Genomic DNA, 26,361 nt, shown 5'->3' with positions numbered 1-26,361 from the left:
GAATTGTCACCCTCAGTCAGCGGAGCCAACCCGCTTCGTGACGCTCTGGACCGACGGCTCCCGCGTATCGCGGGGCCGTCGGGCCTGGTGATCTTCGGCGTCACGGGCGATTTGTCCCGTAAGAAGCTGATGCCCGCGGTCTACGACCTCGCGAACCGGGGTCTGTTGCCGCCGGGCTTCTCCCTGATCGGTTTCGCCCGCCGCGAGTGGCAGGACGAGGACTTCGCGCAGGAGGTGCACGACGCGGTCAAGGAGCACGCCCGGACCCCCTTCCGCGAGGAGGTCTGGCAGCAGCTGATCCAGGGCATGCGGTTCGTGCAGGGCAACTTCGACGACGACCAGGCCTTCGAGACACTCAAGTCGACCATCCAGGAGCTCGACAAGGCCCAGGGCACGGGCGGCAACTTCGCCTTCTATCTGTCGGTGCCGCCGAAGTTCTTCCCCAATGTCGTGCAGCAGCTCAAGAAGCACGGCCTGGCCGACCAGTCCGGCGGCTCGTGGCGGCGCGCGGTCATCGAGAAGCCCTTCGGGCACGACCTGGCCTCGGCGCAGGAGCTGAACGCCATCGTGCACGAGGTGTTCAAGCCCGACCAGGTCTTCCGCATCGACCACTATCTGGGCAAGGAAACGGTCCAGAACATCCTGGCGCTGCGTTTCGCCAACACCCTCTTCGAGCCGATCTGGAACCGGTCGTACGTCGACCATGTGCAGATCACCATGGCCGAGGACATCGGCATCGGCGGCCGCGCCGGCTACTACGACGGCATCGGCGCCGCCCGTGACGTCATCCAGAACCACCTGCTCCAACTGCTCGCCCTGACCGCGATGGAGGAGCCCGCCTCCTTCGACGCGGACGCGCTCGCCGCCGAGAAGACCAAGGTCCTCGGCGCCGTGAAGCTGCCCAAGGACCTGTCCAAGGGCACCGTGCGCGGCCAGTACGCCCCGGGCTGGCAGGGCGGCGAGAAGGTCATCGGCTACCTCCAAGAGGACGGCATCGACCCGGCGTCGACGACCGACACCTACGCCGCCATAAAGCTGGAGATCGACAACCGCCGCTGGGCGGGCGTCCCGTTCTATCTGCGCACCGGCAAGCGCCTGGGCCGCCGGGTCACCGAGATCGCCGTGGTCTTCCAGCGCGCCCCGCACTCCCCCTTCGACCACACCGCGACCGAGGAGCTGGGGCACAACGCCCTGGTGATCCGGGTGCAGCCGGACGAGGGCGTGACCGTGCGGTTCGGCTCCAAGGTGCCCGGCACCTCGATGGAGGTCCGGGACGTGTCCATGGACTTCGCTTACGGCGAGTCCTTCACGGAGTCGAGCCCGGAGGCGTACGAACGGCTCATCCTGGACGTCCTGTTGGGCGACTCGAACCTCTTCCCGCGCACCGAGGAGGTCGAGCTCTCCTGGAACATCCTCGACCCGATCGAGCAGCACTGGGAGAAGACCAACAAGCCGGCGCAGTACCCTGCGGGCACCTGGGGACCCGTCGAGGCGGACGAAATGCTCGAACGAGACGGACGGAGCTGGCGTCGGCCATGAAGATCGACCTTACGGACACCACCTCCAGCAAGATCAACAAGGCTCTGGTGCAGGGCCGCCGGGCCATCGGCTCGCCGGCCGTCGGCATGGTGCTCACGCTGGTCATCGTCACCGACGAGGAGAACGCCTACGACGCGCTCAAGGCGGCCAGCGAGGCGTCCAGGGAGCACCCGTCCCGCACCCTGGTCGTGATCAAGCGAGTCTCGCGCTCGCCCCGTGACCGCCAGTCCTCGCGCCTGGACGCCGACGTACGGGTGGGCGCGGACGCCGGTACCGGCGAGACGATCGTCCTGCGGCTCTACGGGGACGTCGTGAATCACGCCCAGTCCGTGGTCCTTCCGCTGCTCCTGCCGGACGCCCCGGTCGTGGTGTGGTGGCCGGTCAACGCCCCGCTGGACCCGGCGCACGACCCGCTCGGTGCGCTGGCCCAGCGGCGGGTGACCGACACCTACGCCGCCGAGCAGCCCATCCGGGAGCTCGCGGCCCGTTCGGACACCTACACGCCCGGCGACACGGACCTGTCGTGGACCCGGATCACGCCGTGGCGCTCCATGCTGGCCGCCGCGCTCGACCAGGTGACCTGCGAGGTCACCTCCGCCGAGGTGGAGGGCGAGGAGTACAACCCGAGCTGCGAGCTGCTCGCCATGTGGCTCGCGGACCGGCTCGACGTGCCGGTGCGGCGCTCGCTGTCCGACGGTCCGGGGCTGACCGCGGTACGGATGCAGACCAACTGCGGTCCGATCGTGCTCGACCGCGCCGACGGTTCGCTCGCCACGCTCTCCGTGCAGGGGCAGCCGGACCGCGCGGTGGCGCTCAAGCGCCGCGAGACGTCCGAGCTGATCGCCGAGGAGCTGCGCCGCCTGGACCCGGACGACACGTACGCCTCTGCGCTGAAGTTCGGCGTGGAGCGGCTCGGCGAGCCGGAGTCGCTGCGGACGGTGCCGCAGGAGTCGGAGGAGTCGGAGGAGACTCCCGTGGAGGCGTCCCCGGCGGCGAAGAAGAACACCAAGTCCTCGGCGAGGAAGCCGAGTTCGGGCAACGCCCGGAGCAAGGTGCCGAACGCACAGGACAAGGCGGCGAAGCAATGAGTACGGCTCCGCAACTGGTCGTCCATCACGACAAGGAGCTGATGGCCCAGGCCGCCGCGGCCCGCCTGATCACCAGGATCGTGGACGCGCAGTCCGCCCGCGGCTCAGCGTCCGTGGTCCTCACCGGCGGCCGCAACGGCAACGGCCTGCTCAAGGCGCTCGGTTCGTCCCCGGCGCGGGACGCGATCGACTGGCATCGCCTGGACCTGTGGTGGGGCGACGAGCGGTTCCTGCCCGAGGGCGATCCGGACCGCAATGTCACCCAGGCCCGCGAGGCACTGCTCGACTCGGTGCCGCTCGACCCGGCCCGGGTGCACGCGATGCCCGCCTCGGACGGCCCGTACGGCAATGACGCCGACGCGGCGGCGGAGGCCTACGCGGCCGAACTCGCCGCCGCCGCACGGCCGGAGAACCACGCGGCGGTGCCGTCCTTCGACGTGCTGCTCCTGGGCGTGGGCCCGGACACCCATGTGGCCTCGCTCTTCCCGGAGCACCCCGCGGTCCGCGAGACGGAGCGAACGGTGGTGGGCGTCCACGGCGCCCCCAAACCGCCACCGACCCGCATCTCCCTGACGCTGCCCGCGATCCGCGCGTCCCGCGAGGTCTGGCTCCTCGCGGCGGGCGAGGACAAGGCAAAGGCAGCAGCCATCGCCCTCTCCGGCCCAGGCGAACTCCAGGCCCCGGCAGCAGGCGCCTACGGCCGCACGCGCACACTGTGGCTCCTGGACGACGCGGCAGCGTCCCAACTGCCGAGGGACTTGTATCCCCCGGCGTCGCCATAATTCAGCCCTACGGGAAGGGGCGGGACTGGGGAAGAAAAACCCACCCGCCCCAGCCCCCGGCCCGCACCCCTCAACGCCCCCGCATCTCCCGGTACTTGGCAACGAGCGCCGTCGACGAAGCATCCAGCCCCGCCACCCCGGCCCCCTCAGTCAGCGCAGGCTCGACCCGCTTGGCAAGCACCTTCCCCAGCTCGACCCCCCACTGGTCGAACGAATCAATGTTCCAGATCGCCCCCTGCACAAACACCTTGTGCTCGTAGAGCGCGATCAGCTGTCCGAGCACCGACGGCGTCAGAGCCCCCGCCAGAATCGTCGTCGTCGGATGGTTCCCGCGGAACGTCTTGTGCGCGACCAGCTCCTCCGGCACCCCCTCGCCCCGCACCTCATCCGGCGTCTTGCCGAAGGCCAACGCCTGCGTCTGGGCGAAGAAGTTCGCCATCAACAGATCATGCTGGGCGACCAGACCGGGCAGCAGATCGGCCACCGGCCGCGCAAAGCCGATGAAGTCGGCCGGGATGACCTTCGTGCCCTGGTGGATCAACTGGTAGTACGCGTGCTGCCCGTTGGTGCCAGGAGTCCCCCACACCACCGGCCCGGTCTGCCAGTCCACCGGCTGCCCGTCCCGGTCCACGGACTTGCCGTTGGACTCCATGTCCAGCTGCTGCAGATACGCCGTGAACTTGGACAGGTAGTGCGAGTACGGCAGCACCGCGTGCGACTGCGCGTCGAAGAACGCCCCGTACCACACCCCCAACAGGCCAAGGAGAAGCGGCGCATTGGCCTCCGGCGGCGCCGTACGGAAGTGCTCGTCGACGAGCCGGAAGCCGTCGAGCATCTCCCGGAACCGCTTCGGACCGATCGCGACCATCAGGGAGAGCCCGATCGCCGAGTCGTACGAGTAGCGCCCGCCGACCCAGTCCCAGAACTCGAACATATTGGCCGTGTCGATGCCGAACTCGGCGACCTTCTCGGCGTTCGTGGACAGGGCCACGAAGTGCTTGGCCACGGCCTCCTGACCGGCCTTCAGCTCGGTGAGCAGCCAGTCCCGCGCGGACGTCGCGTTGGTGATCGTCTCGATCGTCGTGAACGTCTTGGAGGCGATGATGAACAGCGTCTCCGCAGGGTCCAGGTCCCGCACGGCCTCGTGCAGATCGGCCCCGTCGACGTTGGAGACGAAGCGGAAGGTGAGGTCCCGCGCGGTGTAGGAGCGCAGCACCTCGTACGCCATCGCGGGGCCCAGGTCGGAGCCGCCGATGCCGATGTTCACCACGTTCTTGATGCGCTTGCCGGTGTGCCCGGTCCACTCGCCGGAGCGGATCCGCTCAGAGAACGCGCTCATCTTGTCGAGTACGGCGTGCACACCCGGCACCACGTTCTCACCGTCGACCTCGATCACCGCGTCCCGCGGCGCGCGCAGGGCGATGTGCAGCACGGCGCGGTCCTCGGTGGTGTTGATCTTCTCGCCGCGGAACATGGCGTCCCGCAGCCCGAAGACGTCCGTCGCGGCGGCCAACTCGCGGAGCAGCGCCAGGGTCTCGTCCGTGACCAGATGCTTGGAGTAGTCGATGTGCAGGTCACCGAGCTGCAGGGTGTAGCCGCCGCCACGGGCCGGGTCGGCGGCGAACAGCTCACGCAGATGCGCGTCCCCGAGCTGCTCCCGGTGCTTGCCGAGCGCCGTCCACTCCGGCAACTGATTGAGCCTGGTGCGGCTTGCTGCGTTCATCTCGGACTTCAGCCTTCTCTCTGCCCATTGGACTTCCCCGCTGCTCTCCCAACCTAATTGATCTGCGGCCGGTATAAGACGTCTGTCCTATGTCGCGCCTATGTCGCGGGACTTAAGGGCAGGTAGCAGCGAGACGACCGCGAGGGCGAGCAGGACGCCTGCCAGCAGCACCGGCGCGTTCAGGCCCCAGGCCGTGGCGACTCCCCCGGCGAGCAGCGCGCCGAGCGGTGTCCCGCCGACCGCGACGGTACGGAAGGCGGCGCTGATCCGGCCGAGCATCTCGCGCGGGCCGCGCTCCTGCATGAGGGTGCTCTGGTTGACGTTCCACACCATGTTCATCATCCCGAACACCGCCAGGCAGGCCAGGGCCGCCCACAACTCGCGCACCAGGCCCATGGTGAGCAGACAGACCGTCTGTACCGCCCCGGCCACGAGCACGCCCGCTATCCGGCCGATGAGCGCGGCGAGCCGCCCGACCACCAGCCCCCCGGCCAGGCTGCCCACCGAGAACGCCGTGAGCGTCGCCGCGTACCCGCCCTCACCGGCGTCCAGCCAGCCGGTGACATGCAGCACCAGGGCGGCGATGAGCGCCCCCACACCGACGTTGGAGAGCGCCGAGGCCACACACAGCCGACGCAACACCGCATCCCGCCAGAGCGCCCGGAGTCCCGCCGCGATGTCGCCGCGCAGCGTCGCCCCGGCCGGGCGCGGGGTCGTGGCGGGCGCGGATATCGGCAGCGAGGCGAGGAGCACTGCGCCCACGAGGTACGTGAGGGCGTCCACGCCGTACGGCACGGCGAGGCCCACGGCGAGCAGCACCGGCACCAGCGGCGCGGCCACGATCCCGCCCGCGAACTGCTGCCCGGTCATCAGCCGGGCGTTGGCACTGCCCAGGGCCTCCGGGCCCACGAGCGAGGGCAGCACGGCCGTGGCGGCGTTGTCGAACAGCGTCTGGAGCGTGGCGAGGACGAAGGCGAGGGCTATCAGGAGGGCGATCGAGGCGTGCCCAAGGGCGACGGCCACCGCGAAACCGGCCATCAGGAGCCCGCGTACGACATCGGTCGCCCACATCGCGCGCCGCTGGTCGACCCGGTCGGCGACCGCCCCACCGAGCAGCCCGAAGAGCAGCCACGGCAGATAACCGCAGGCCGACACCAGCGTCACCAGGAACGGATCACGGGTGAGCGAGGCCGCGAGCAGCGGCAGCGCCGCATTGCGCAGCGCGTCGCCGAACCGGGACAGAACGGCGGCGGTCCACAGCCGTCCGAACCCCCCGCGCCATGCGGGCGCCCGCACCTGAGCGTCCTCCACAGCAGCCACAACTCCCCCCTCGTGGTCGACTGCTTCAGACGGTAAGGGCTACCACTGACAACCGACCGCGATCGTGGGGACGTACGAGCGACTGGGACGTACGGGCACGTGGAATCGTACGAACCCTGCGGGACAAATGCCGCAAAAGAATCAGGCCGGACGCCCCGAAGGGTCCGGCCGATGCTCAACTTCTAGATTTCGCCGCGCAGTTTGGCGAGGGCCTCGGCGAGGATCGCCTCGCCGTCGGCGTCGCTGCGCCGCTCACGTACATACGCGAGGTGCGTCTTGTACGGCTCGGTGCGCGGCGGGTCCGGCGGGTTGTCCCGGTCCTGTCCGGCCGGGAATCCGCAGCGCGGGCAGTCCCAGGTGTCCGGGACCTGCGCGTCACTGGCGAAACTCGGCTGTGTCTCATGCCCGTTCGAGCACCAGAAGGAGATGCGCAGGCGCGGCGCGGACTCGCCCCGCTCGGCCTCGCCCATCGGCCCCGCCCCGACCCGACTACCACGGATCGCGTTGCCACTTGCCACGGTCGTAACTCCCTGCATGACGGTGCTGCACAGCGTTTCTCACCGGCTGCTGCGCCGCGGGTGCCTTCAGGCGGCACAGGCGGTTCAGTCTACGGAAGGCCCAACGCGCGTCCAGTGATGGGAGTTACCCATCCCCACCCGAGACGCATGGCCATGATAAGCCGCGCCTAAAGAAGTGGGGCGTCGTTGACGAGACAGCCCGGACAGCCCGGACTGTCTGGTCGACTGGTCGACCGGTCGGATCCGTCAGCTGTCCAGCTTCATCATCAGGCCCAGGGCGACGATGCACGCGAACCACAGCAGGCCGACCACGATGGTGATGCGGTCCAGGTTACGCTCGGCCACCGAAGAGCCACCGACGGAGGACTGCATACCGCCGCCGAACATGTCGGAGAGGCCGCCGCCCTTGCCCTTGTGCATCAGTACGAGCAACATCAGCAGCCCGCTGAAGACGATCAGGGCGATCGAGAACCCCATAACCACGGCTGAACCAACTTCCTCGGTATCTACGACGACGGGGCCCGGACCGGTTCCGGTGAGCGGAAAGCTTCCGGAAACAAGCCTCGGACCCCGCCAGGGTACGACGTAACGCCGCTAGCGCCTACTCAGTGGTCGACTCACTGGTCGCGGAAGCGGACGATCTTGACGAACTCGTCGGCGTCGAGCGCGGCGCCGCCGATCAGCGCGCCGTCGACGTCGGGCTGCTCCATGATCGCGGCGACGTTGCCGGACTTCACGGAGCCGCCGTACTGGATGCGGACCCGGTCGGCGAGCTCCTGCGAGTACAGCTCGGCCAGGCGGCCGCGGATCGCCGCGCAGACCTCCTGCGCGTCCTCGGGCGTGGCGACCTCGCCGGTGCCGATGGCCCACACCGGCTCGTACGCGATCACGATGGACTCGGCCTGCTCGGCCGGGAGGTCCTTGAGGGCGCCGTCGACCTGGTTCAGCGTGTACTGGACCTGCTGACCGGCCTTGCGGATGTCCAGGCCCTCACCGACGCAGAGGATCGGGGTCAGGCCGTGCTTGTAGGCGGCCTTCACCTTGGCGTTGCAGATCTCGTCGGTCTCGTTGTGGTACTGGCGGCGCTCGCTGTGGCCGATGGCCACGTACGTGCACTTCAGCTTGGACAACATCGGGCCCGAGACCTCGCCGGTGTAGGCACCGGAGTCGTGCGCCGAGATGTCCTGGGCGCCGTACTTGATCTTGAGCTTGTCGCCGTCCACCAGGGTCTGCACGGAGCGCAGGTCGGTGAAGGGCGGCAGGACCGCGACCTCTACGGCCTCGTAGTCCTTGTCGGCGAGCGCGAAGGCGAGCTTCTGGACATGGGCGATGGCCTCGAGGTGGTTGAGGTTCATCTTCCAGTTGCCCGCCATCAGGGGCGTGCGCGTGCTCATTAAGAGTCAGTCCTCCAGTGCGGCGAGGCCGGGCAGGGTCTTGCCCTCGAGGTATTCGAGGGAGGCACCGCCACCGGTCGAAATGTGGCCGAACTTCGACTCGTCGAAGCCCAGGTTGCGGACGGCGGCGGCGGAGTCGCCACCTCCGACGACGGTGAAGCCCTCGCCTTCCAGCAGGGCTTCCGCTACGGCCGTCGTACCCCCAGCGTAGTCGGGGTGTTCGGCGACGCCGACGGGACCGTTCCAGAAGACGGTCTCGGCGTCGGTGATCTTCGAGGCGAACAGCTCACGGGACTTGGGGCCGATGTCCAGGCCCTCCTTGTCCGCCGGGATCTTGTCCGCGTCGACGGTGTCGAAGTCCGCCGGGGCCTTGGTCTTCAGGTCCGGGAACTCGGTGGCGGCCAGGACGTCGACGGGGAGCACCAGCTCGACGCCGTTCTTCTCGGCGCGCTGCATGTACTCGGTGACGGCCGGGATCTGGTCCTCCTGAAGGAGCGACATGCCGACCTCGTAGCCCTTGGCCTTGAGGAAGGTGTACGCCATGCCGCCGCCGATGAGGAGCCGGTCGGCCTTGCCGAGCAGCTCGTCGATGACGGCGAGCTTGTCGGAGACCTTGGCGCCGCCGAGGACCACGGTGTACGGGCGCTTGACGTCCTCGGTGAGCTTCTTGAGGACGCTGACCTCCTTGGCGATGAGGTAGCCGGCGGCGTGCGGCAGCCGGGCCGGAAGGTCGTAGACCGAGGCGTGCTTGCGGTGCACGGCGCCGAAGCCGTCGCCCACGTACAGGTCGGCGAGCTCGGCGAGCTGGTCGGCGAAGGCACCGCGCTCGGCGTCGTCCTTGGACGTCTCGCCCGGGTTGAAGCGGAGGTTCTCGATGACGGCGACCTGGCCGTCGCCGAGGGCCGCGACGGTGGCCTTGGCGGCTTCGCCGACCGTGTCGGTGGCGAACCGGACGTCGGAGCCCAGGAGTTCACCGAGCCGCGCGGCGGCCGGGGCGAGCGAGAACGCCGGGTCCGGGGCGCCCTTGGGGCGACCCAGGTGAGAGGCGACCACGACGCGCGCACCGGCGTCGGCCAGCGCCTTCACGGTGGGCTGCACGGCGCGGATGCGGCCGTCGTCGGTGATGGTGGTGCCGTCGAGCGGCACGTTGAGGTCGGCGCGGACGAAGATCCGCATGCCGGCGACGCCTTCGGCGAGAAGTTCGTCGATCGTCTTCATTCTCTTAGGACTCCTTGAAATCACACAAAAGCGACGGGGCCCGCACAGCGCGGCATTGCGCTGCCCGAGCCCCGTGCTCACATCGAGGTGCCTGATCCTTGTTTCAGCTACGGATCAGAGCTGACCGCCGACGAAGGTGGTCAGGTCGACGAGACGGTTGGAGTAACCCCACTCGTTGTCGTACCAGCCGAGGATCTTCACCGTCTTGCCCTCCTGGACCATGGTCATGGAGGAGTCGAAGGTGCAGGACGCCGGGTCGCTGACGATGTCCGCGGACACGATCGGGTCCTCGGTGTAGTACAGGAAGCCCTTGAGCTCGCCGTCCGCGGCCTTCTTGAACGCGGCGTTGACCTCGTCCTTGGTGACCTCACGGGAGAGCTCCACGACCAGGTCGGTGGCCGAGCCGGTGGGGACCGGGACGCGCATGGCGATGCCGTCCAGCTTGCCCTTCAGCTGCGGGAGCACCAGCGCGGTGGCCTTGGCGGCACCGGTGGTGGTCGGGATGATGTTCTCGGCGGCGGCACGGGCGCGGCGCAGGTCCTTGTGCGGGAAGTCCAGGATGCGCTGGTCGTTCGTGTACGCGTGCACCGTCGTCATCAGGCCCTTGACGATGCCGAAGTTCTCGTCGAGGACCTTGGCCATCGGCGCCACGCAGTTGGTGGTGCAGGAGGCGTTGGAGATGACGTGGTGGTTCGCCGCGTCGTACTTGTCCTGGTTGACGCCCATCACGATGGTGATGTCCTCGTCCTTGGCCGGAGCCGAGATGAGGACCTTCTTCGCGCCACCGGCGAGGTGCTTCGCGGCGTCTTCCTTCTTGGTGAAGATGCCGGTGGACTCGATCACGATGTCGACGCCCAGCTGGCCCCACGGGATGTCGGCGGGGTTGCGCTCGGACAGCACCTTGATGGTGTGCCCGTCGACGGTGATGGTGTCCTCGGTGTGGGTCACCTCGGCCTTGAGGCGGCCCAGAATCGTGTCGTACTTCAGAAGGTGCGCCGTGGTCGCGGTGTCACCCAGGTCGTTGACCGCTACGACCTCGATGTCCGCACCCTGCTCCAGGAGTGCCCGGAAGTAATTGCGGCCGATGCGACCGAAGCCATTGATGCCTACGCGGATCGTCACGAACCGATCTCCTCGTTGGTACGCCGGTTGTGCGCCGGCGAGCTGTATGGGATGTCCCCGACCGCATCCGACCCTACCTCTCCAAAGGCGTACGAGTGACATCGAGCGGGTCCGTGCGTGGCCGGCAGGCGGCCGTCACGCTTCGGGACAAAAGACCACCTGTTGCTACGGAGAGTCAACGGGCGCTGAAGGGGCGCCATTTGGCGGTGAGAACGGCGTGGTCGGGCTCTTCCGTGTCACGTCCGTACACGTAGTGGCGCCTGTTTCCATCACGCGCGGTGACTGCTGGAAAACGACGCAGCGGCCGGGCCGTCCCATCGTGCGGGCGGCCCGGCCGCGGTGTGCCGGTGGGGCGGATCAGCCGACGAGGTTCTCGGCGTGCTCGGCCATCTCCTCGGTGAGGTTGGACTCCGTGCCCGGGATACCCAGGTCCTGGGCGCGCTTGTCGGCCATCGCGAGCAGGCGGCGGATCCGGCCGGCGACGGCGTCCTTGGTCAGCGGCGGGTCGGCGAGCGCGCCGAGCTCCTCCAGGGAGGCCTGCTTGTGCTCCATGCGCAACCGGCCCGCGGCCGCGAGGTGCTCGGGCACCTCGTCGCCGAGGATCTCCAGGGCGCGCTGCACCCGGGCTCCGGCCGCGACCGCGGCGCGGGCCGAGCGGCGCAGGTTGGCGTCGTCGAAGTTGGCCAGGCGGTTGGCGGTGGCCCGCACCTCGCGGCGCATCCGGCGCTCTTCCCAGGCGAGCACGGACTCGTGGGCGCCGAGGCGGGTGAGCAAGGCGCCGATCGCGTCGCCGTCCCGCACCACCACGCGGTCCACGCCGCGCACCTCGCGGGCCTTCGCCGCGATCGACAGGCGGCGGGCCGCGCCGACGAGCGCGAGCGCCGCCTCCGGACCCGGGCAGGTCACCTCGAGGGAGGAGGAACGGCCCGGCTCGGTCAGCGAGCCGTGCGCCAGGAAGGCGCCGCGCCAGGCGGCCTCCGCGTCACATGTGGCGCCGGAGACGACCTGCGGCGGCAGGCCGCGGATGGGGCGGCCGCGGCCGTCCACCAGGCCGGTCTGGCGGGCGAGCTGGTCACCGCCCGCGACCACGCGTACGACATAGCGGGAGCCACGGCGCAGCCCTCCCGCGGCCATCACCATGAGCTCGGAGCCGTGCCCGAAGATCTCCAGGATGTCCTTCTTGAGCCGCCGGGCCGCCATGGCCGTGTCCAGCTCCGCCTCGATCACGATGCGGCCGCTGACCAGGTGAAGGCCGCCCGCGAACCGAAGAATCGCCGAGACCTCTGCCTTTCTGCAGCAGGTCCGGGTGACGGGGAGCCGGGAGATTTCGTCCTTCACCGCTGCCGTCATCGCCATGGGCCGATCCTTCCATGCATCCGAAAAATACGGTCGTACGCGGCGGCAAGGAGCTCCGGGTCGTGTCTCGGAGCGCCGTCCGGCGCGGCGACCGGTGCCAGCTCGACCGCCGCCCCGAACCGCTTCGCGGCGTCGTTCAGGGACTCCGGGTCACGCACGGCGACCTGGTCGGCCAGCACCACGTCCAGGGCGAGTTTAGGGGCGTGTCGGGCCAAAACCTCCAAATGACGCTGCGGGGAGAACCCTTCGGTTTCGCCGGGCTGCGGCGCGAGGTTCAGCGAGAGCACCCGGCGGGCCTTGGTCTCGGTGAGCGCGTCACGCAGCTGAGGCACCAGAAGGTGCGGAATCACCGAGGAGAACCAGGAGCCGGGGCCGAGCACCACCCAGTCCGCGTCGAGGACCGCCGCGACCGCCTCCGGGACGGCGGGCGGGTCGTGCGGCACGACCTGCACGGACTGCACCTCGCCCGGGGTGAGCGCCACGGTGGCCTGGCCGCGGACCGTGTCGACGGTGTCGGGCCGGTCCGGGTGGTGGCCGCGGACCAGGGCCTGCAGCTCCAGGGGCACCGCCGACATGGGAAGCACCCGGCCGTGCGCGCCGAGCAGCTTGCCGACCAGGTCGAGCGCTTGCACGTGGTCGCCGAGCTGCTCCCACAGGGCGACGATCAGGAGATTGCCGACGGCGTGCTCGTGCAGCTCGCCGCGGGACTGGAAGCGGTGCTGGATGACCCGGGACCAGGTCTGGCCCCAGTCGTCGTCACCGCACAGCGCGGCGAGCGCCTTGCGCAGGTCGCCGGGGGGCAGCACGCCCAGCTCGTCGCGGAGCCGACCGCTGGAGCCGCCGTCGTCGGCCACCGTGACGACTGCGGTGAGGTCGCCGGTGATCCGGCGCAGCGCGGCCAGCGAGGCGGACAGGCCCATGCCGCCGCCGAGGGCGACGACCTTGGGCTGGGTGCCTCGCCGGTTCGGCTGCGTGCCCCGTTTGCGGCTCAGGCGGGTCAGGCGCAGGCCGCGACGGTCGTGGTTCACTCGCGCCCCATGTCCCGGTGGACGACGACGGTTTCCACCCCTTCGTTGGCCAGGCGGGCGGCCAGCTTCTCCGACATGGCGACGGAGCGGTGCTTGCCGCCGGTGCAGCCGACGGCGATGGTGACGTACCGCTTGCCCTCGCGGCGGTAACCGGCCGCGATCAGCTGAAGCAGCTCGGTGTAACGGTCGAGGAACTCCTTGGCGCCGGGCTGGTTGAAGACATAGCTCGACACCTCCTCGCTGGTGCCGGTGTACGGGCGCAGCTCCGGGACCCAGTGCGGGTTGGGCAGGAAGCGGCAGTCGACCACGAGGTCGGCGTCGACCGGCAGGCCGTACTTGTAGCCGAACGACATGACGGTGGCGCGGAGTTCGGGCTCCTCGTCGCCCGCGAACTGGGCGTCCATCTTGGCCCGCAGCTCGTGCACGTTCAGGCTTGAGGTGTCGATCACCAGGTCCGCGTCGCCGCGCAGCTCGCGCAGGAGCTCGCGCTCGGCGGCGATGCCGTCGGTGATGCGGCCGTCGCCCTGCAGCGGGTGCGGGCGGCGCACCGACTCGAAGCGGCGCACCAGGGCCTCGTCGGAGGACTCGAGGAAGACGATGCGCCGCGTGACGTTCTTGGCCTTCAGGTCCGCGAGGGACTCGCGCAGGTTGTCGAAGAAGCGGCGGCCGCGTACGTCGACGACGACCGCGATCCGCGCCACGTTGCCCTGCGAGCGGGCGCCGAGCTCCACCATGGTGGGGATCAGCGCGGGCGGCAGATTGTCGACGACGAACCAGCCGAGGTCCTCCAGGCACTTGGCGGCGGTGGAGCGCCCCGCGCCGGACATCCCGGAGATGATCACCAGCTCGGGGATCGCGGTCTCGGCCGTCCCGCCAGGGGTGGCCGTGCCTGTGCCCGTGCTTCCCGTACTCACCTGTGCTCCGTCTTCGTTGTGCTCAGTCATCTGTTCTGCCCCCGTTCGTCCGAGGTGCCCGTGGGCACGGGCGCCTCTTCCTCAATGATCTCTCCGGTCGCGGTGTTGACCACAGGGGCGGCCTGGGGCGCCCCGGCCAGGGCCGCGGCGATGGCCTCGGCGGTCTTGCGGCCTATCCCGGGCACCTCGCAGATCTGGTCAAGGGTGGCAGCCCGCAGCTTCTTCACCGAACCGAAGTGTTTGATGAGCGCCTGCTTACGCGTCTCTCCCAGGCCGGGCACGGCGTCCAGCGGGCCCTCCTTGATCCGCTTGGACCGCTTGGTGCGCTGGTACCTGATCGCGAAACGGTGCGCCTCGTCGCGTACCCGCTGGAGAAGATAGAGGCCCTCGCTCGAGCGCGGCAGGACCACCGGGTCCTCGTCGTCCGGCAGCCAGACCTCCTCCAGGCGCTTGGCGAGACCGCAGACCGCGACATCGTCGATGCCCAGTTCGTCCATGGCCCTCTTGGCCGCCGCCACCTGCGGCTGTCCGCCGTCGACCACGACGAGCTGGGGAGGGTAGGCGAACTTCTTGGGACGGCCGTCGTCCTCGGTCAGGGCATCCCCGGCCGATGCCTGCTGTTCGGGCTCCTCGCCCCACTCCCCCGTCTTCTCCTTCTCGGCGAGGTACCGCTTGAAGCGGCGGCCGATGACCTCGTGCATGGAGCGGACGTCGTCCTGTCCGGCGAAGCCTCTGATCTGGAAGCGGCGGTACTCGCTCTTGCGGGCCAGGCCGTCCTCGAAGACCACCATGGAGGCCACCACGTCGTCGCCCTGAAGATGGGAGATGTCGAAGCACTCGATGCGCAGCGGGGCGCTGTCCAGGTCGAGGGCGGCGGCGATCTCCTCCAGGGCGCGGGAGCGGGTGGTCAGGTCGGAGGCGCGCTTGGTCTTGTGCAGGACCAGGGCCTGTTGCGCGTTCCGCTCGACCGTCTCCATCAGGGCGCGCTTGTCGCCGCGCTGCGGGACGCGGAGGCTGACGTTGGCGCCGCGGCGGCCGGTCAGCCACTCCGTGACGGCCGCCTCGTCCTCGGGCAGGGCCGGGACCAGGACCTCCTTGGGTACGGCGTCGCCGGTCTCTTCTCCGTAGAGCTGCTGAAGTGCGTGTTCGACCAGGCCGGCCGTGGTGACAGCCTCCACGCGGTCGGTGACCCAGCCGCGCTGACCGCGCACCCGGCCGCCGCGGACGTGGAAGATCTGGACGGCGGCCTCCAGCTCGTCCTCGGCGAGGGCGATCAGGTCGGCGTCGGTGGCGTCTGCGAGGACGACGGCGTTCTTCTCCATCGCGCGCTTGAGCGCCTCGATGTCGTCACGCAGCCGGGCCGCACGCTCGTACTCCATCTCCTCCGCGGCGGCGGCCATCTCCTTCTCCAGGCGGCGGATGTACGTATGGGTACGCCCGGCCATGAAGTCGCAGAAGTCCTCGGCCAGTTCACGGTGGTCCTCGGCGGTGATCCGGCCGACGCAGGGTGCCGAGCACTTGCCGATGTAGCCGAGCAGGCAGGGGCGGCCGGTCCGCTCGGCGTTCTTGAACACGCCTGCGGAGCAGGTGCGTACGGGAAAGACGCGGAGCATCAGGTCGACGGTCTCGCGGATCGCCCACGCGTGGCCGTACGGGCCGAAGTAGCGCACGCCCTTCTTCTTGGCGCCGCGCATCACCTGGACCCGCGGGATCTCCTCGTTCAGCGTGACCGCGAGGTACGGGTAGCTCTTGTCGTCGCGGTACTTGACGTTGAACCGGGGGTCGAACTCTTTGATCCAGGTGTATTCGAGCTGGAGCGCCTCTACTTCTGTAGCGACGACCGTCCACTCGACGGATGCGGCGGTCGTCACCATCGAGCGCGTGCGCGGGTGGAGACTCGCCAGGTCCTGGAAGTAGTTGGCGAGCCGCTGGCGCAGGCTCTTGGCCTTCCCGACATAGATCACCCGGCGGTGCTCGTCGCGGAATTTGTAGACCCCGGGTGAGTCGGGGATCTGTCCCGGCTTGGGACGGTAGGTGGAGGGGTCTGCCATGCCCTCACCCTACTGGCGGGGACCGACAGCCGGGGCCGCGACCGGGACGGGGTGACGCATGCCCCACAGCCGTCCCGCGGCCCCACCCGGAGTGCCGGGCGGGGCCGCGGGACGGGCCGCGGGAGCCGGTGGTGCGGTGGGGGCGGTGATGGTGTGGAGTCGGTGGTGCGTGGGGCGTCAGCGGCGGCGCAGGCGTATCGCGCGGGCGGCGGTCAGGGTCAGGGCGGCGAGCGCACCGGCACCGGCCGCGGTGGCGGCGACGGTCACCGCGGGGTCGGTGGGCGGGGAGCCGGGCGCCGCCATGACCGAGGCCTCCGTGACGTTCTTCTTGGAGTCCTTGGCGTCCATGGCGTCCTTGGCGTCCTTGGAGTCCTTGGCGGCGCCCGCGGAGTCCTGGGCGAAGCCGCCCGCCTTGCCGGAGCGGTCATAAGCGGAGCCGGGCAGCTTGTCCCCGTACGCCTTCCCGACCCGCTCGCGATAGGCGGCGAGCGAGGTGCCGTCGGCGCCGATCGCGGCGGACGCGTCCTTGTCGAGGGGCAGCACACGCGCGTCGCGCTGCACGTACCACGCGTCGATCTGTGGCTCGTGGAAAACGGTGCCTCCAGGGAGCTTTTCGGCGCCCACGCGCGCGTAGTGGGTCTCGTCGTCCCCGGTGGCGATGTTGACCACCTGCCATGTGCCCTTCTGCTTCACGGTCCACAGCGAGGCCGTCCGGCCGTCGGCCGAGACCGCCTTGCCGGCCAGGAACTCCAGGCGGGCCACGGGTGCGCCACGCTTGCCCGCGACGAACTCGGGCGACAGGTAGTACACGGGCACGGTGCCGCCCTGGATCCGCGGCCGCGCCTTCGCCTCCTTCGCCTTCTTCGTCTTCTTCGCCTTCTTCTCCTTCGATACGGCGCCCTCGCGGGCGAAGAAGCGGGAGAGGGTGTCGAGCGTGCCGGGCGCGGTGACGGCCTCGTGGGCGGCGGCACGGTCGGCCTTCGACGGGGCTGCGGGCGCGGCCGGGGCCGCGGGGGTCGTGGGGGTGTCGTCACGGTCAGGGGCGGCCGTGGCGTGCGGGGCGGCGAGGCCGAGCAGCAGGGTCGCGGCGGTGGCGGCGAGCGCGGCCTTCGGAAGGTGTCGGGTCATCGCGCTCACGCCCCGATCCGGTAGAGCGAGTGGGTCCAGGAGAATGTGTTGTTGTCGATGTACCAGGCGTGCGAGGCCCAGTTGTAGCGGTCGTTGGAGGGCCAGGGGTCGCCCCAGTAGACCCAGCTCTTGGCGTCGTCGTAGCCGTAGATCACATGCATGTGGCCACCGCCGTTCGACCAGAGGATGCGGGTCTCCACCGGCCGGTTGGCGTCGATCTCGGCCTGCACGGTCGGATAACGCAGCCAACCGTTCACGTACGAACCGGGGTTGATGCCCATCCAGTCGAGGGCGTTCTGAACGTGGCCGAGCGTGGCCTGGTTGTTGGGGCAGGAAGTGCCCTGCTGTCGGCCGAAAGCCGCGTTGCAGAACTGGTTCTGCGAGTAGCCTTCGCCGAAGTACGTGGCGATGGTGTTACCGCCCGCGGCCCAGCACCAGTTGGACATCTCCTGCGCCTGCATCGTGATGTCCAGGCGCTTGGCGGCGAGCGCCGAGGCGGTTTCGGCCTTGGCCGGGGCGGCGTTCGCGACGGAGGGCGAACTTCCGTTGTACGGCGCCTCGGTGGCGCTCGCGGCCGGTACGGCGAAGACCGCCGCCACGGCGAGCGCGGCCGCGCCGAGCAGCCGTCTCCTTCGGTTGTGCATCGCGTCCTCCCATGTGGGGGTGGGGTGGAGGATCGCGTCCGGACGCTGTGCAGGAGCGTCCGGTGTTGTCGCGTACAGGTCAACACGCTTCAATGCGGAGGGAATCGTGGCGTGAACGATCCGCGTACGGATGTGAACGGGCCCCGTGCGCCGAGCAGGAGACACGCACCCACCGGCGCGAGCACGCGGGACGCCGCTCGTGAATGTTCACAGGGAGAAGGCGACACCATGCCGAAGGGGCCGTACGGAGCGCAGGGGTTGCGGGGCGACCGGCACGCGGACGCGCGCAGCGGCGCGCGCACGGGACCGGACGCAGCACCCGGCGCGGCGCCCGGCCCGCCGACCGGCCCGTCGACCGGCCCGCCGACCGGTGCGGCCCCGGACGCGGCCGAGCTGGCCTCGGCGCTGCGCAACGGACCCTTCCACACCGCCCTGCGCGCCGCCATCAGCGCCCGCGGCCTGCCGCTGCACCGGGTGCAGCACCACCTCGCGAGCCGTGGCGTCAAGGTCGGCGTGACCAGCCTGAGTTACTGGCAGCAGGGGGCCCGGCGGCCCCAGCGCCCCGAGTCGCTGCGCGCCGTCAGCGCCCTGGAGAAGGTGCTCCGCCTCCCCGAAGACGCACTGCTGCGGCTGCTCTCCCGCGAGGAAGCCGCCGCGGACCGGCCCGCCACCCGCTCGTACCGCTCCCTGCTCGAGGTCTCGGGCGCGCTGGAGCGGCTCCTCGACGAGCTCGGGCTGCCGCTCGACGGCGGGCTGCACACCGTCGGTCACCACGAGCGGGTGCGGATCGGTGCGGGGCGCGAGCTGCTCGGCCGGGACTCGCAGCACATCGTGCGGGCGCACCGCGACGGCGTCGACCGCTATCTGGCCATTCACCACGGCGACCCGGGCTGCGCGCCGGACCGGGTGACCGTGCGCGCCCTGGAGAACTGCCGTACGGGGCGGGTGCGTTGGCACGGGGAGTCCGGCATGCTCATCGCCGAGCTGCTCTTCGACGTCCGGCTGCGCACCGGCGACACCCATGTCTTCCGCTACGGCTTCGACGACGGCACGGCGGGGCCGAGCAACGAGTACGTGCGCGGCTTCAGCTTCGTCGGCGGGCAGTACGTCCTCCAGGTGCGGTTCGCCGAAGAGGCACTGCCGGTGCGCTGCCACCGCTTCTCCCAGCACTCGGCGACGGCCCCGCGAATGGGCCGCCAGGACCTCACGCTGAGCGGCCACCACCGGACCGTACATCTGGTGGAGCCGCAGGTACGGGCTGGGATCTTGGGGATCGGGTGGGACTGGGAGTGAGGCGGGCGGGGCGGGTGCCTTGCCGCCGAATCGGTTTTACCGGTTACGCGGGTTACGACGTACTGGTTGGGCCGGTTACACGGGTTGTGACATACCGGTTGAGCCGGTTACGAGAATCACGAGCTCCCGGTTGTACCGGTTACGAAGACCAGTTACGCCCCCACGCCCCACCGGTTCTACCGGTTACGCCTCCGGACCCGCGATCAGCTTCCCGCCCTCCGTCCTGACCGGCACCTTCGGCAGCGGCACGGTCGCGGGGCCCTCGAGCACCTCGCCGGTCCGTACGTCGAAGCGGCTGCCGTGGCAGGGGCAGTGGCCCTCGTCCTTCTCGACCTTCGAGAGGACGCAGCCGGCGTGGGTGCACTGGGCGCTGAACGCCTGGTACTCGCCGTCGTCGGAGCGGCTGACGACGAGGCGCTGCTCGCGGTAGAGCTTGACGCCACCGGCGGCGACGGCCTCCGCGTCGCCCAGGTCGACGGGGGCGGTCGGCGTGGGCTCCTTGGCGTGCCCGACCTTCGACTCGGTCGAGCAGGCGGCCGCGGACAGGCCGGTCGTACCCGCGAGGGCGGCGCCTTTCAGCACGGTGCGACGGGCGGCGGGCTTGCCGGGCATGCGTTCTCCACGGTTCGGGGGGCTTGTTCGGCACCCGACGATACCGGCAGGTATCACCCCGACCGGCGGCGCCCAGGGCCCGCCGACCTCGGCCCTGTCTTCAAACTCCCGCCTGCCCTGCGGGCGACGACGCGAGTTTGAAGACAGGACCGAGGCTCAATAGGGCTTCTCACGTTCCTCGATGTACTGGCGGAGCCGCTGGGTGTCCCGCTCGGTCCAGCCGTCCGGGGGCAGTACGGCCGCCCAGCCGTCCACCGAGCCCGCGCCGTAGCGGTGTCCGTGCGGTGCGTCGACCCCGTACGAGACCCCCATGTCGATCGTGGTCTGCCAGAAGCCGACGAACGGGAACCAGTCGATCTCGGGGGTGATGTCCGGGCCGAGCGGCTTGTTCAGCCACTCCGGGCGCTCGAGCAGCAGGTCGGGCGACCACCAGACGACAGGGTCGGAGGCGTTCTGCAGGTATACGGCGCGCGGGTGGCCCCACCGCGCGGACGACCGCTTCAGATCCACCTCCGGGAACTGGGCGAACCGGATGTTCCGGCCGTTCTCGAAGACCGGACGCCACACCGGGCTGCCCTCGTCGCGGCGGGCGCGGAGTTCCTGGGAGATCGGCGAGAAGTGGGGCACGCCGAGGAGCAGGGCCGCGTCCGTGTCGGCGAGGAGCCGGTCGACGCTGCCGAAGGTGTCCTCGATGGCGTAGGCCCCGAGGCTCTCGCCGGTGACGGCGAACTGGGGGCGGCGGTCGGCGGGCCGCGCGTCGATCTCCTTGCGTACGGCCTCGACGAGGGCCCGGGTGGCCTGACCGGCCTTCTCCTTGTCGACGAGGAACGAGACCCAGCTGGGCAGATACGAGTACTGCACGGCGACGATCGCGGTGTCACCGCCGTACATGTACTCAAGGGATTCGGTGACGTTGGCGTCGACCCAGCCGGAGCCGGTGGTGCCCGCGACGGTGAGGACCTTGCGGTCGAAGGCGCCGGTCCGCTTCAACTCGCGTACGGCGAGCCGGGCCTGTGCCTTGAAGGGGTCCATTTCGCTGAAGGCCGCGGGTGCGGAGGAGCTGATGTAGACGCGGACCGGTTCTTTCGCGGGCTCGCCCGTATAGGCAGCGATCTGCTTCGCGCTGGGCGCCGATCCGGCGAAGTTACGTCCTTGCAGGCCGAGGTCGTCCCAGCGGATCAGGGAGTCGGGGCTGCCGGAGACATAGCGGGAGCGGGGGCGGGTGATGCCGTCGGTGGTGCCGAAGTTGGTGGCCTTGGCGATGCTGTCGGCGACGTCGATGATGCCCCGGTCGAAGACGACGTCGCGCACTCCGACGGTGACCGCCATCGCGCTGAGCAGCAGTCCGAGCCCGACGGCGACGGGGCGCGGCAGTATCCGGCCCAGGACGTGGATGAGTTTGCGTGAGCCGAGCCGGACGGAGCGGGCGAGGCTGAGAATGAGCAGCCAGAGGGCCACGGCGATCAGCGCGATCATCGGGGTGTGCCAGGTGACCGAGGGCGGCAGGCTCTGAAGGGCGCGCAACTGCCGCTGCATCTGGGCGCTTTCGGAGATCAGCCAGACGGCCATGACGGGGCTGAGCACCCAGTAGACCTGCCAGCACCTCACGCGCGCCTTCTCGCTGGGGCGCCGACGCACCAGGGCACGGAAGAGGCTGCTCAGCAGGGAGCCCACGGCGTAGCCGATCGCGGCGGTGATCCCGCCGATCACGCCCTGCAGGAGCCAGGGCCGGGGCACGAGCGACGGGGTCAGGGAGAGCCAGAAGAAGAGGGTGGCGACGCAGGTGGCGGTGAGGTCGGGCCAGCGTCGGATGAGGTACGTCTCGTTGGGGCGGTCCTTCAGGGGGTGCTTGGCGAATGCCGCGACGCTGTCGGCCGTTCTCCTGGCGTACCGCCCTAAGTTGTACATGGGGTACAAGGTAGGAGGGCGGGGGTGGGCCTGCTCACGCAGGGTGCCGTCCCGCCCTCCCAACCTCGTCACGCCCTTCCGGGAGCGGGCGCGTCACGCCTTCCGGGAGCGGGCCGCCTTCTTCGCGGGGGCCTTCTCGGGAGCCTTTTGCACGGCTGCCTTCTTCGCCGGGGACTTCGCCGCGGTGGTCTTCTTCGCGGGGGTCTTCTTCCGCGCCGTCGGCGACGCCGTGGATGACGCGTCGCTGATCCGGTCCGCCGCGAGGGTGTCGCGCAGGAACTTCCCGGTGTGGCTGGTCGGGACGCCGGCGACCTGCTCGGGGGTGCCCTCGGCGATGACGAGGCCGCCGCCGCTGCCGCCCTCGGGGCCCATGTCGACGAGCCAGTCCGCGGTCTTGATCACGTCGAGGTTGTGCTCGATGACGATGACCGTGTTGCCCTTGTCGACCAGGCCGGACAGGACGTTGATCAGCTTGTTGATGTCGTCGAAGTGCAGGCCGGTGGTGGGCTCGTCGAGGACGTAGACCGTACGCCCGGTGGAGCGCTTCTGGAGCTCGCTGGCGAGCTTGACGCGCTGCGCCTCGCCGCCGGAGAGCGTGGGCGCGGGCTGGCCCAACCTGACGTAGCCCAGGCCCACTTCGTTGAGCGTCCTGAGGTGGCGGGAGATGGTCGGCACCGCTTCGAAGAAGGAGAGCGCCTCGTCGATGGGCATGTCCAGGACCTCGGCGATGGACTTGCCCTTGTAGTGCACCTCCAGGGTCTCGCGGTTGTACCGCGCGCCGTGGCAGACCTCGCACGGGACGTATACATCCGGCAGGAAGTTCATCTCGATCTTGATGGTGCCGTCGCCGGAGCAGTTCTCGCAGCGGCCGCCCTTGACGTTGAACGAGAAGCGTCCGGGCAGGTAGCCGCGGACCTTGGCCTCGGTGGTCTCGGCGAAGAGCTTGCGGACGTGGTCGAAGACCCCGGTGTACGTCGCCGGGTTGGAGCGGGGCGTACGGCCGATGGGCGACTGGTCGACGTGCACGACCTTGTCGACGAGGTCGTCACCGTCCACGCGCGTGTGCCGCCCGGGGACGTTGCGCGCGGCGTTCAGCTCGCGGGCGAGGTGGGTGTAGAGGATGTCGTTGACCAGCGTCGACTTGCCGGAGCCGGAGACGCCGGTGACGGCGGTGAAGACGCCGAGCGGGAAGCTGACGTCGATGTCCTGGAGGTTGTTCTCCCGGGCGCCGTGCACGGTGAGGCGGCGGGCGGGGTCGACGGGGCGCCGGATGTCGGGGACCGGAATGGACTTCTTGCCCGCGAGGTAGTGCCCGGTCATCGACTCCTCGTTCGCGAGGAGACCCTTCAACGGACCACTGTGGACGACCTTGCCGCCGTGCTCACCGGCGCCGGGGCCGATGTCCACGACCCAGTCGGCGACCTTGATGGTGTCCTCGTCGTGCTCGACGACGATGAGGGTGTTGCCCATGTCCCGCAGGCGGACCAGGGTTTCGATCAGGCGGTGGTTGTCGCGCTGGTGGAGGCCGATGGACGGCTCGTCGAGGACGTAGAGCACGCCGACGAGTCCGGAGCCGATCTGGGTGGCGAGCCGGATGCGCTGGGCCTCGCCGCCGGAGAGGGTGCCGGCGGCGCGGTTCAGGGAGAGGTAGTCGAGGCCGACGTCGACCAGGAAGCGGAGGCGTTCGTTGACCTCCTTGAGGACGCGCTCGGCGATCTTCTTGTCGCGGGCGCCCAGCTTCAGCTCGGCGAGGAACTCGGCGCAGTCGGCGATCGACATGGCGGAGACCTCGGCGATGGACTTCCCCATCACGGTGACCGCGAGCACGATCGGCTTGAGCCGGGTGCCCTCACAGGTGGGGCAGGGCACCTCGCGCATATAGCCCTCGAAGCGCTCCCGGCTGGCGTCGCTCTCCGCCTCGGAGTGGCGGCGCTTGACGAACGGAACGGCGCCTTCGAAGGGCGTGGTGTAGACCCGCTCGCGGCCGTACCGGTTCCGGTAGCGGACCTCGATCTGGGTCTTGTGGCCGTGCAGCAGTGCCTTCTTGGCGCGCTGCGGCAGACCCGCCCAGGGGATGTCGGTACGGAAGCCGAGCGCGTCGGCGAGGGCGCCGACGAGGCGGCCGAAGTAGTCCTTGGTGTGGCCGTGCGACCAAGGGTGGATGGCGCCCGCGTCGAGCGTCCGCTCTTCGTCCGGGACGATCAGCTCGGGGTCGACCTCCATGCGGGTGCCGATGCCGGTGCAGTCGGGGCAGGCGCCGAAGGGCGAGTTGAAGGAGAAGGAGCGGGGCTCGAGCTCTTCGAAGGAGAGGTCGTCGTACGCACAGTAGAGGTGCTCGGAGTACATGCGCTCGCGCTCCGGGTCGTCCTCCGGGAGGTCGACGAAGTCAAGGACGACCATGCCGCCGGAGAGCCCGAGCGCGGTCTCCACGGAGTCGGTGAGGCGGCGCTTGGCGCTGTCCTTCACGGTGAGGCGGTCGACGACCACCTCGATGGTGTGCTTCTCCTGCTTCTTGAGCTTGGGCGGGTCCGAGAGCTGGATGGTGGCGCCGTCCACGCGCGCGCGGCTGTAGCCCTTGGTCTGAAGGTCGTTGAAGAGGTCGACGAACTCGCCCTTGCGCTCGCGCACCAGCGGCGAGAGCACCTGGAAGCGGCTGCCCTCGGGGAGTTCGAGGACCTTGTCGACGATGGCCTGCGGCGACTGGCGGGCGATGGGGCGGCCGCACTCCGGGCAGTGCGGCTTGCCGATGCGCGCGAAGAGCAGCCTCAGGTAGTCGTAGACCTCGGTGATGGTGCCGACCGTGGAGCGCGGGTTGCGGGAGGTCGACTTCTGGTCGATGGAGACCGCCGGCGAGAGGCCCTCGATGAAGTCGACGTCCGGCTTGTCCATCTGGCCGAGGAACTGGCGGGCGTACGAGGAGAGGGACTCCACGTACCGCCGCTGGCCCTCGGCGAAGATCGTGTCGAACGCGAGGGACGACTTGCCGGAGCCGGACAGGCCGGTGAAGACGATGAGCGAGTCACGCGGGAGGTCGAGCGAGACGTTCTTGAGGTTGTGCTCGCGCGCGCCACGGACGATGAGACGGTCGGCCACGCCGGTCCGCACCTTTCAACTAGAGAAGCGGGGCGGGGCCCCGTCCCGAAGACGTGGGGCCGCCACAGCGAAGGTCTGCAACTGCTTGGGCTTACTACGTGGAAACTGCTCGAAGGTGCTTCGCATTCCAACTACCAAGGATGCCTCGTCCGAGCCTATAGCACGGACATTCGATTCCGGAGGGTGGTTCTACACCTTCACCCGAATGAGTGGCGGGGGCCCGTCAGGGGGCTAGGGTCGACCCATGAACGATCATGTGCGCGACCTGGTCTCAGTACGTGAAGCGACCGAGCGGCTGCTCACCGCGGTCGCCGAACTGGACAACGCCGCTGTCGGGGAGCCGTCACGGCTGCCCGGCTGGAGCCGCGGCCACGTCCTGGCCCATATCGCCCGCAATGCGGACGCACTCGTCAATGTTCTTGCCGGGCGCCCGATGTACGTCAGCGCCGAGGCGCGGGACGGCGACATCGAGCGGGACGCCCCGCGGCCGCTCGCCGAGCAGCTCGCCGATGTCCGCGAGACCGGCGAGCACTTCCAGAAGGAGGCCGAGCGGGACGCCGACTGGTCCCGCACGGTGGAGCTGCGCAACGGCGTCACGGACAAGGCGTCGCGGGTGCCGTTCCGGCGCCTGATCGAGGTCGAGCTGCACCACGTCGACCTCGGCATCGGTTACGAGCTCGAGGACCTGCCGGACGAGTTCGTGCGGCGCGAGATCGCGTTCCTCGCGGACCGCTTCGCGGGCAACGCGGCGGTGCCGCCGGTCCGCCTCACGTCGTCCGACGGCGGGCAGTGGCAGACCGGCCGTACTGAAGGAGAGCCGGTTTCCGTCACCGGCCCCGCACCCGCACTGCTCGGCTGGCTCGCGGGCCGTCGTAAGGACGGGGCGGGCCTGAAGTGTGACGGCGGCCCGCTGCCCGAACTGCCCGCTCTGTAGGCTGAACCCATGACGTACACGGGCAAGGTGACAGTCGGCGGTCCCGCGGAAGTGCACGAGCTCGCGGACCTGATGATCTCCAAGGTCGCCGTCGGCCCCATGGACAACAACGCGTATCTGCTGCGCTGCCGGGCCACCGGCGAGCAGCTCCTGATCGACGCGGCCAACGACACCGACACCCTGCTGAGCCTGATCGGGCGCGACGGCCTCAAGTCCGTGGTCACCACGCATCAGCACGGCGACCACTGGCAGTCCCTCGCGGACGTCGTCAAGGCCACCGGCGCGCGCACCTACGCGGGTCGGTACGACGCCGAGGGCATCCCGGTGGCGACGGATGTGCTCGTCGACGACGGTGACACGATCACCGTGGGCCGGGTCGAGCTCACCGCGCGCCATCTGGTGGGCCACACCCCGGGCTCGATCGCGCTGATCTACGACGACCCGCACGGCCACGCGCACGTCTTCACCGGTGACTGCCTGTTCCCCGGCGGCGTGGGCAACACCCACAACGACCCCGAGGCCTTCGCCAGCCTCATCCGGGACGTCGAGACCAAGCTCTTCGAGCCGCTGCCCGACGAGACCTGGGTGTACCCGGGGCACGGCAAGGACACGACGCTCGGCGCCGAGCGCCCGCAACTGCCGAAGTGGCGCGAGCGCGGCTGGTGACGGCTCTTCTTCTGTAGCGACCGAGTGCGG

Annotated in this window: 22 protein-coding genes; 6 read left to right on the top strand and 16 right to left on the bottom strand. The window is 69.8% G+C overall.

Annotation, left to right across the window (positions count from 1 at the left end):
- The first annotated feature begins 3 nt into the window (after positions 1-3).
- From zwf to pgl, 3 genes are read left to right on the top strand one after another with little or no spacing between them, the layout of a single operon-like run.
- The gene (gene zwf / locus ACWD10_RS19900; RefSeq protein WP_451092643.1) at positions 4-1,539 is read left to right on the top strand and encodes a glucose-6-phosphate dehydrogenase; all 1,536 of its coding nucleotides are present in this window, start codon (positions 4-6) and stop codon (positions 1,537-1,539) included.
- Positions 1,536-2,627, top strand: coding sequence for a glucose-6-phosphate dehydrogenase assembly protein OpcA (gene opcA, locus ACWD10_RS19895; protein WP_451092641.1), 1,092 nt, complete (start codon positions 1,536-1,538; stop codon positions 2,625-2,627). The genes zwf and opcA overlap by 4 nt, the downstream gene beginning before the upstream one ends.
- On the top strand, positions 2,624-3,409 hold the full coding sequence (gene pgl, locus ACWD10_RS19890; protein WP_451092639.1) for a 6-phosphogluconolactonase: 786 nt from the start codon (positions 2,624-2,626) through the stop codon (positions 3,407-3,409). The genes opcA and pgl overlap by 4 nt, the downstream gene beginning before the upstream one ends.
- Before the next feature lie 70 nt (positions 3,410-3,479).
- Here the strand turns inward: pgl and pgi are convergent, their stop codons facing one another.
- The 13 genes from pgi to ACWD10_RS19825 all read right to left on the bottom strand — a co-directional run bounded on the left by pgi (position 3,480) and on the right by ACWD10_RS19825 (position 17,825).
- A complete protein-coding gene (gene pgi / locus ACWD10_RS19885) occupies positions 3,480-5,132 on the bottom strand; it encodes a glucose-6-phosphate isomerase (RefSeq protein WP_451092637.1) in 1,653 nt (550 codons plus the stop codon).
- A gap of 87 nt (positions 5,133-5,219) precedes the next feature.
- Positions 5,220-6,452 (bottom strand): MFS transporter, encoded by a 1,233-nt coding sequence (locus tag ACWD10_RS19880; RefSeq protein WP_451092635.1) that lies wholly within the window; start codon positions 6,450-6,452, stop codon positions 5,220-5,222.
- Between the two features lie 182 nt (positions 6,453-6,634).
- On the bottom strand, positions 6,635-6,970 hold the full coding sequence (locus tag ACWD10_RS19875) for an RNA polymerase-binding protein RbpA (protein WP_003957010.1): 336 nt from the start codon (positions 6,968-6,970) through the stop codon (positions 6,635-6,637).
- A gap of 246 nt (positions 6,971-7,216) precedes the next feature.
- Positions 7,217-7,447 carry a preprotein translocase subunit SecG gene (gene secG / locus ACWD10_RS19870; RefSeq protein WP_451092633.1) on the bottom strand — a complete coding sequence of 77 codons (231 nt, stop codon included), beginning with the start codon at positions 7,445-7,447 and terminating at the stop codon, positions 7,217-7,219.
- Positions 7,448-7,587: 140 nt separating this feature from the next.
- On the bottom strand, positions 7,588-8,364 hold the full coding sequence (tpiA, locus tag ACWD10_RS19865) for a triose-phosphate isomerase (RefSeq protein ID WP_451092631.1): 777 nt from the start codon (positions 8,362-8,364) through the stop codon (positions 7,588-7,590).
- Between the two features lie 6 nt (positions 8,365-8,370).
- Positions 8,371-9,582, bottom strand: coding sequence for a phosphoglycerate kinase (locus tag ACWD10_RS19860; protein WP_451092629.1), 1,212 nt, complete (start codon positions 9,580-9,582; stop codon positions 8,371-8,373).
- Between the two features lie 114 nt (positions 9,583-9,696).
- Positions 9,697-10,704 (bottom strand): type I glyceraldehyde-3-phosphate dehydrogenase, encoded by a 1,008-nt coding sequence (gene gap, locus ACWD10_RS19855; protein WP_451092627.1) that lies wholly within the window; start codon positions 10,702-10,704, stop codon positions 9,697-9,699.
- A gap of 357 nt (positions 10,705-11,061) precedes the next feature.
- Complete coding sequence (gene whiA / locus ACWD10_RS19850) at positions 11,062-12,060, bottom strand: DNA-binding protein WhiA (protein ID WP_451092625.1); 999 nt, start codon at positions 12,058-12,060, stop codon at positions 11,062-11,064.
- Positions 12,051-13,088 carry a gluconeogenesis factor YvcK family protein gene (locus ACWD10_RS19845; RefSeq protein ID WP_451092623.1) on the bottom strand — a complete coding sequence of 346 codons (1,038 nt, stop codon included), beginning with the start codon at positions 13,086-13,088 and terminating at the stop codon, positions 12,051-12,053. Before ACWD10_RS19845 ends, whiA begins: the two co-directional genes overlap by 10 nt.
- Positions 13,085-14,032 carry an RNase adapter RapZ gene (rapZ, locus tag ACWD10_RS19840; protein WP_451092621.1) on the bottom strand — a complete coding sequence of 316 codons (948 nt, stop codon included), beginning with the start codon at positions 14,030-14,032 and terminating at the stop codon, positions 13,085-13,087. Before rapZ ends, ACWD10_RS19845 begins: the two co-directional genes overlap by 4 nt.
- On the bottom strand, positions 14,029-16,053 hold the full coding sequence (gene uvrC, locus ACWD10_RS19835) for an excinuclease ABC subunit UvrC (RefSeq protein ID WP_451092619.1): 2,025 nt from the start codon (positions 16,051-16,053) through the stop codon (positions 14,029-14,031). The genes rapZ and uvrC overlap by 4 nt, the downstream gene beginning before the upstream one ends.
- A 177-nt stretch (positions 16,054-16,230) precedes the next feature.
- Complete coding sequence (locus ACWD10_RS19830; protein ID WP_451092710.1) at positions 16,231-17,181, bottom strand: hypothetical protein; 951 nt, start codon at positions 17,179-17,181, stop codon at positions 16,231-16,233.
- Positions 17,182-17,186: 5 nt separating this feature from the next.
- Complete coding sequence (locus ACWD10_RS19825; protein ID WP_451092708.1) at positions 17,187-17,825, bottom strand: papain-like cysteine protease family protein; 639 nt, start codon at positions 17,823-17,825, stop codon at positions 17,187-17,189.
- A gap of 228 nt (positions 17,826-18,053) precedes the next feature.
- On the opposite strand from ACWD10_RS19825, the gene ACWD10_RS19820 reads away from it, so the two are divergent.
- Positions 18,054-19,118 carry a hypothetical protein gene (locus ACWD10_RS19820; protein ID WP_451092617.1) on the top strand — a complete coding sequence of 355 codons (1,065 nt, stop codon included), beginning with the start codon at positions 18,054-18,056 and terminating at the stop codon, positions 19,116-19,118.
- 183 nt (positions 19,119-19,301) lie between these two features.
- On the opposite strand, the gene ACWD10_RS19815 is transcribed toward ACWD10_RS19820, so the two are convergent.
- The 3 genes from ACWD10_RS19815 to uvrA form a co-directional block, all read right to left on the bottom strand.
- Entirely contained in the window at positions 19,302-19,730 is a 429-nt protein-coding gene (locus ACWD10_RS19815) for a Rieske (2Fe-2S) protein (RefSeq protein ID WP_451092615.1), read from the bottom strand.
- Positions 19,731-19,886: 156 nt separating this feature from the next.
- On the bottom strand, positions 19,887-21,638 hold the full coding sequence (locus ACWD10_RS19810) for an alpha/beta hydrolase (protein WP_451092613.1): 1,752 nt from the start codon (positions 21,636-21,638) through the stop codon (positions 19,887-19,889).
- A 93-nt stretch (positions 21,639-21,731) separates the two neighbouring features.
- Positions 21,732-24,731 (bottom strand): excinuclease ABC subunit UvrA, encoded by a 3,000-nt coding sequence (uvrA, locus tag ACWD10_RS19805; RefSeq protein ID WP_451092611.1) that lies wholly within the window; start codon positions 24,729-24,731, stop codon positions 21,732-21,734.
- Between the two features lie 244 nt (positions 24,732-24,975).
- Between uvrA and ACWD10_RS19800 the strand changes: the two genes are divergently transcribed.
- A complete protein-coding gene (locus tag ACWD10_RS19800) occupies positions 24,976-25,665 on the top strand; it encodes a maleylpyruvate isomerase family mycothiol-dependent enzyme (RefSeq protein ID WP_451092609.1) in 690 nt (229 codons plus the stop codon).
- A gap of 9 nt (positions 25,666-25,674) precedes the next feature.
- Positions 25,675-26,331 carry an MBL fold metallo-hydrolase gene (locus tag ACWD10_RS19795; RefSeq protein WP_451092607.1) on the top strand — a complete coding sequence of 219 codons (657 nt, stop codon included), beginning with the start codon at positions 25,675-25,677 and terminating at the stop codon, positions 26,329-26,331.
- Positions 26,332-26,361 lie beyond the last annotated feature (30 nt).

The sequence above is a fragment of the Streptomyces sp. NPDC002851 genome, assembly GCF_053591935.1.
This window is presented reverse-complemented; position numbering and strand designations above follow the sequence as displayed.

Excerpts from the sequence above, each read along its gene's own strand:
- opcA (WP_451092641.1), top strand. The coding sequence starts at position 1,536 with ATGAAGATCGACCTTACGGACACCACCTCCAGCAAGATCAACAAGGCT.
- pgl (WP_451092639.1), top strand. The coding sequence starts at position 2,624 with ATGAGTACGGCTCCGCAACTGGTCGTCCATCACGACAAGGAGCTGATG.
- pgi (WP_451092637.1), bottom strand. The coding sequence starts at position 5,132 with ATGAACGCAGCAAGCCGCACCAGGCTCAATCAGTTGCCGGAGTGGACG.
- secG (WP_451092633.1), bottom strand. The coding sequence starts at position 7,447 with ATGGGGTTCTCGATCGCCCTGATCGTCTTCAGCGGGCTGCTGATGTTG.
- tpiA (WP_451092631.1), bottom strand. The coding sequence starts at position 8,364 with ATGAGCACGCGCACGCCCCTGATGGCGGGCAACTGGAAGATGAACCTC.
- ACWD10_RS19860 (WP_451092629.1), bottom strand. The coding sequence starts at position 9,582 with ATGAAGACGATCGACGAACTTCTCGCCGAAGGCGTCGCCGGCATGCGG.
- whiA (WP_451092625.1), bottom strand. The coding sequence starts at position 12,060 with ATGGCGATGACGGCAGCGGTGAAGGACGAAATCTCCCGGCTCCCCGTC.
- rapZ (WP_451092621.1), bottom strand. The coding sequence starts at position 14,032 with ATGACTGAGCACAACGAAGACGGAGCACAGGTGAGTACGGGAAGCACG.
- uvrC (WP_451092619.1), bottom strand. The coding sequence starts at position 16,053 with ATGGCAGACCCCTCCACCTACCGTCCCAAGCCGGGACAGATCCCCGAC.
- ACWD10_RS19830 (WP_451092710.1), bottom strand. The coding sequence starts at position 17,181 with ATGACCCGACACCTTCCGAAGGCCGCGCTCGCCGCCACCGCCGCGACC.
- ACWD10_RS19825 (WP_451092708.1), bottom strand. The coding sequence starts at position 17,825 with ATGCACAACCGAAGGAGACGGCTGCTCGGCGCGGCCGCGCTCGCCGTG.
- ACWD10_RS19820 (WP_451092617.1), top strand. The coding sequence starts at position 18,054 with ATGCCGAAGGGGCCGTACGGAGCGCAGGGGTTGCGGGGCGACCGGCAC.
- ACWD10_RS19815 (WP_451092615.1), bottom strand. The coding sequence starts at position 19,730 with ATGCCCGGCAAGCCCGCCGCCCGTCGCACCGTGCTGAAAGGCGCCGCC.
- ACWD10_RS19810 (WP_451092613.1), bottom strand. The coding sequence starts at position 21,638 with ATGTACAACTTAGGGCGGTACGCCAGGAGAACGGCCGACAGCGTCGCG.
- ACWD10_RS19800 (WP_451092609.1), top strand. The coding sequence starts at position 24,976 with ATGAACGATCATGTGCGCGACCTGGTCTCAGTACGTGAAGCGACCGAG.
- ACWD10_RS19795 (WP_451092607.1), top strand. The coding sequence starts at position 25,675 with ATGACGTACACGGGCAAGGTGACAGTCGGCGGTCCCGCGGAAGTGCAC.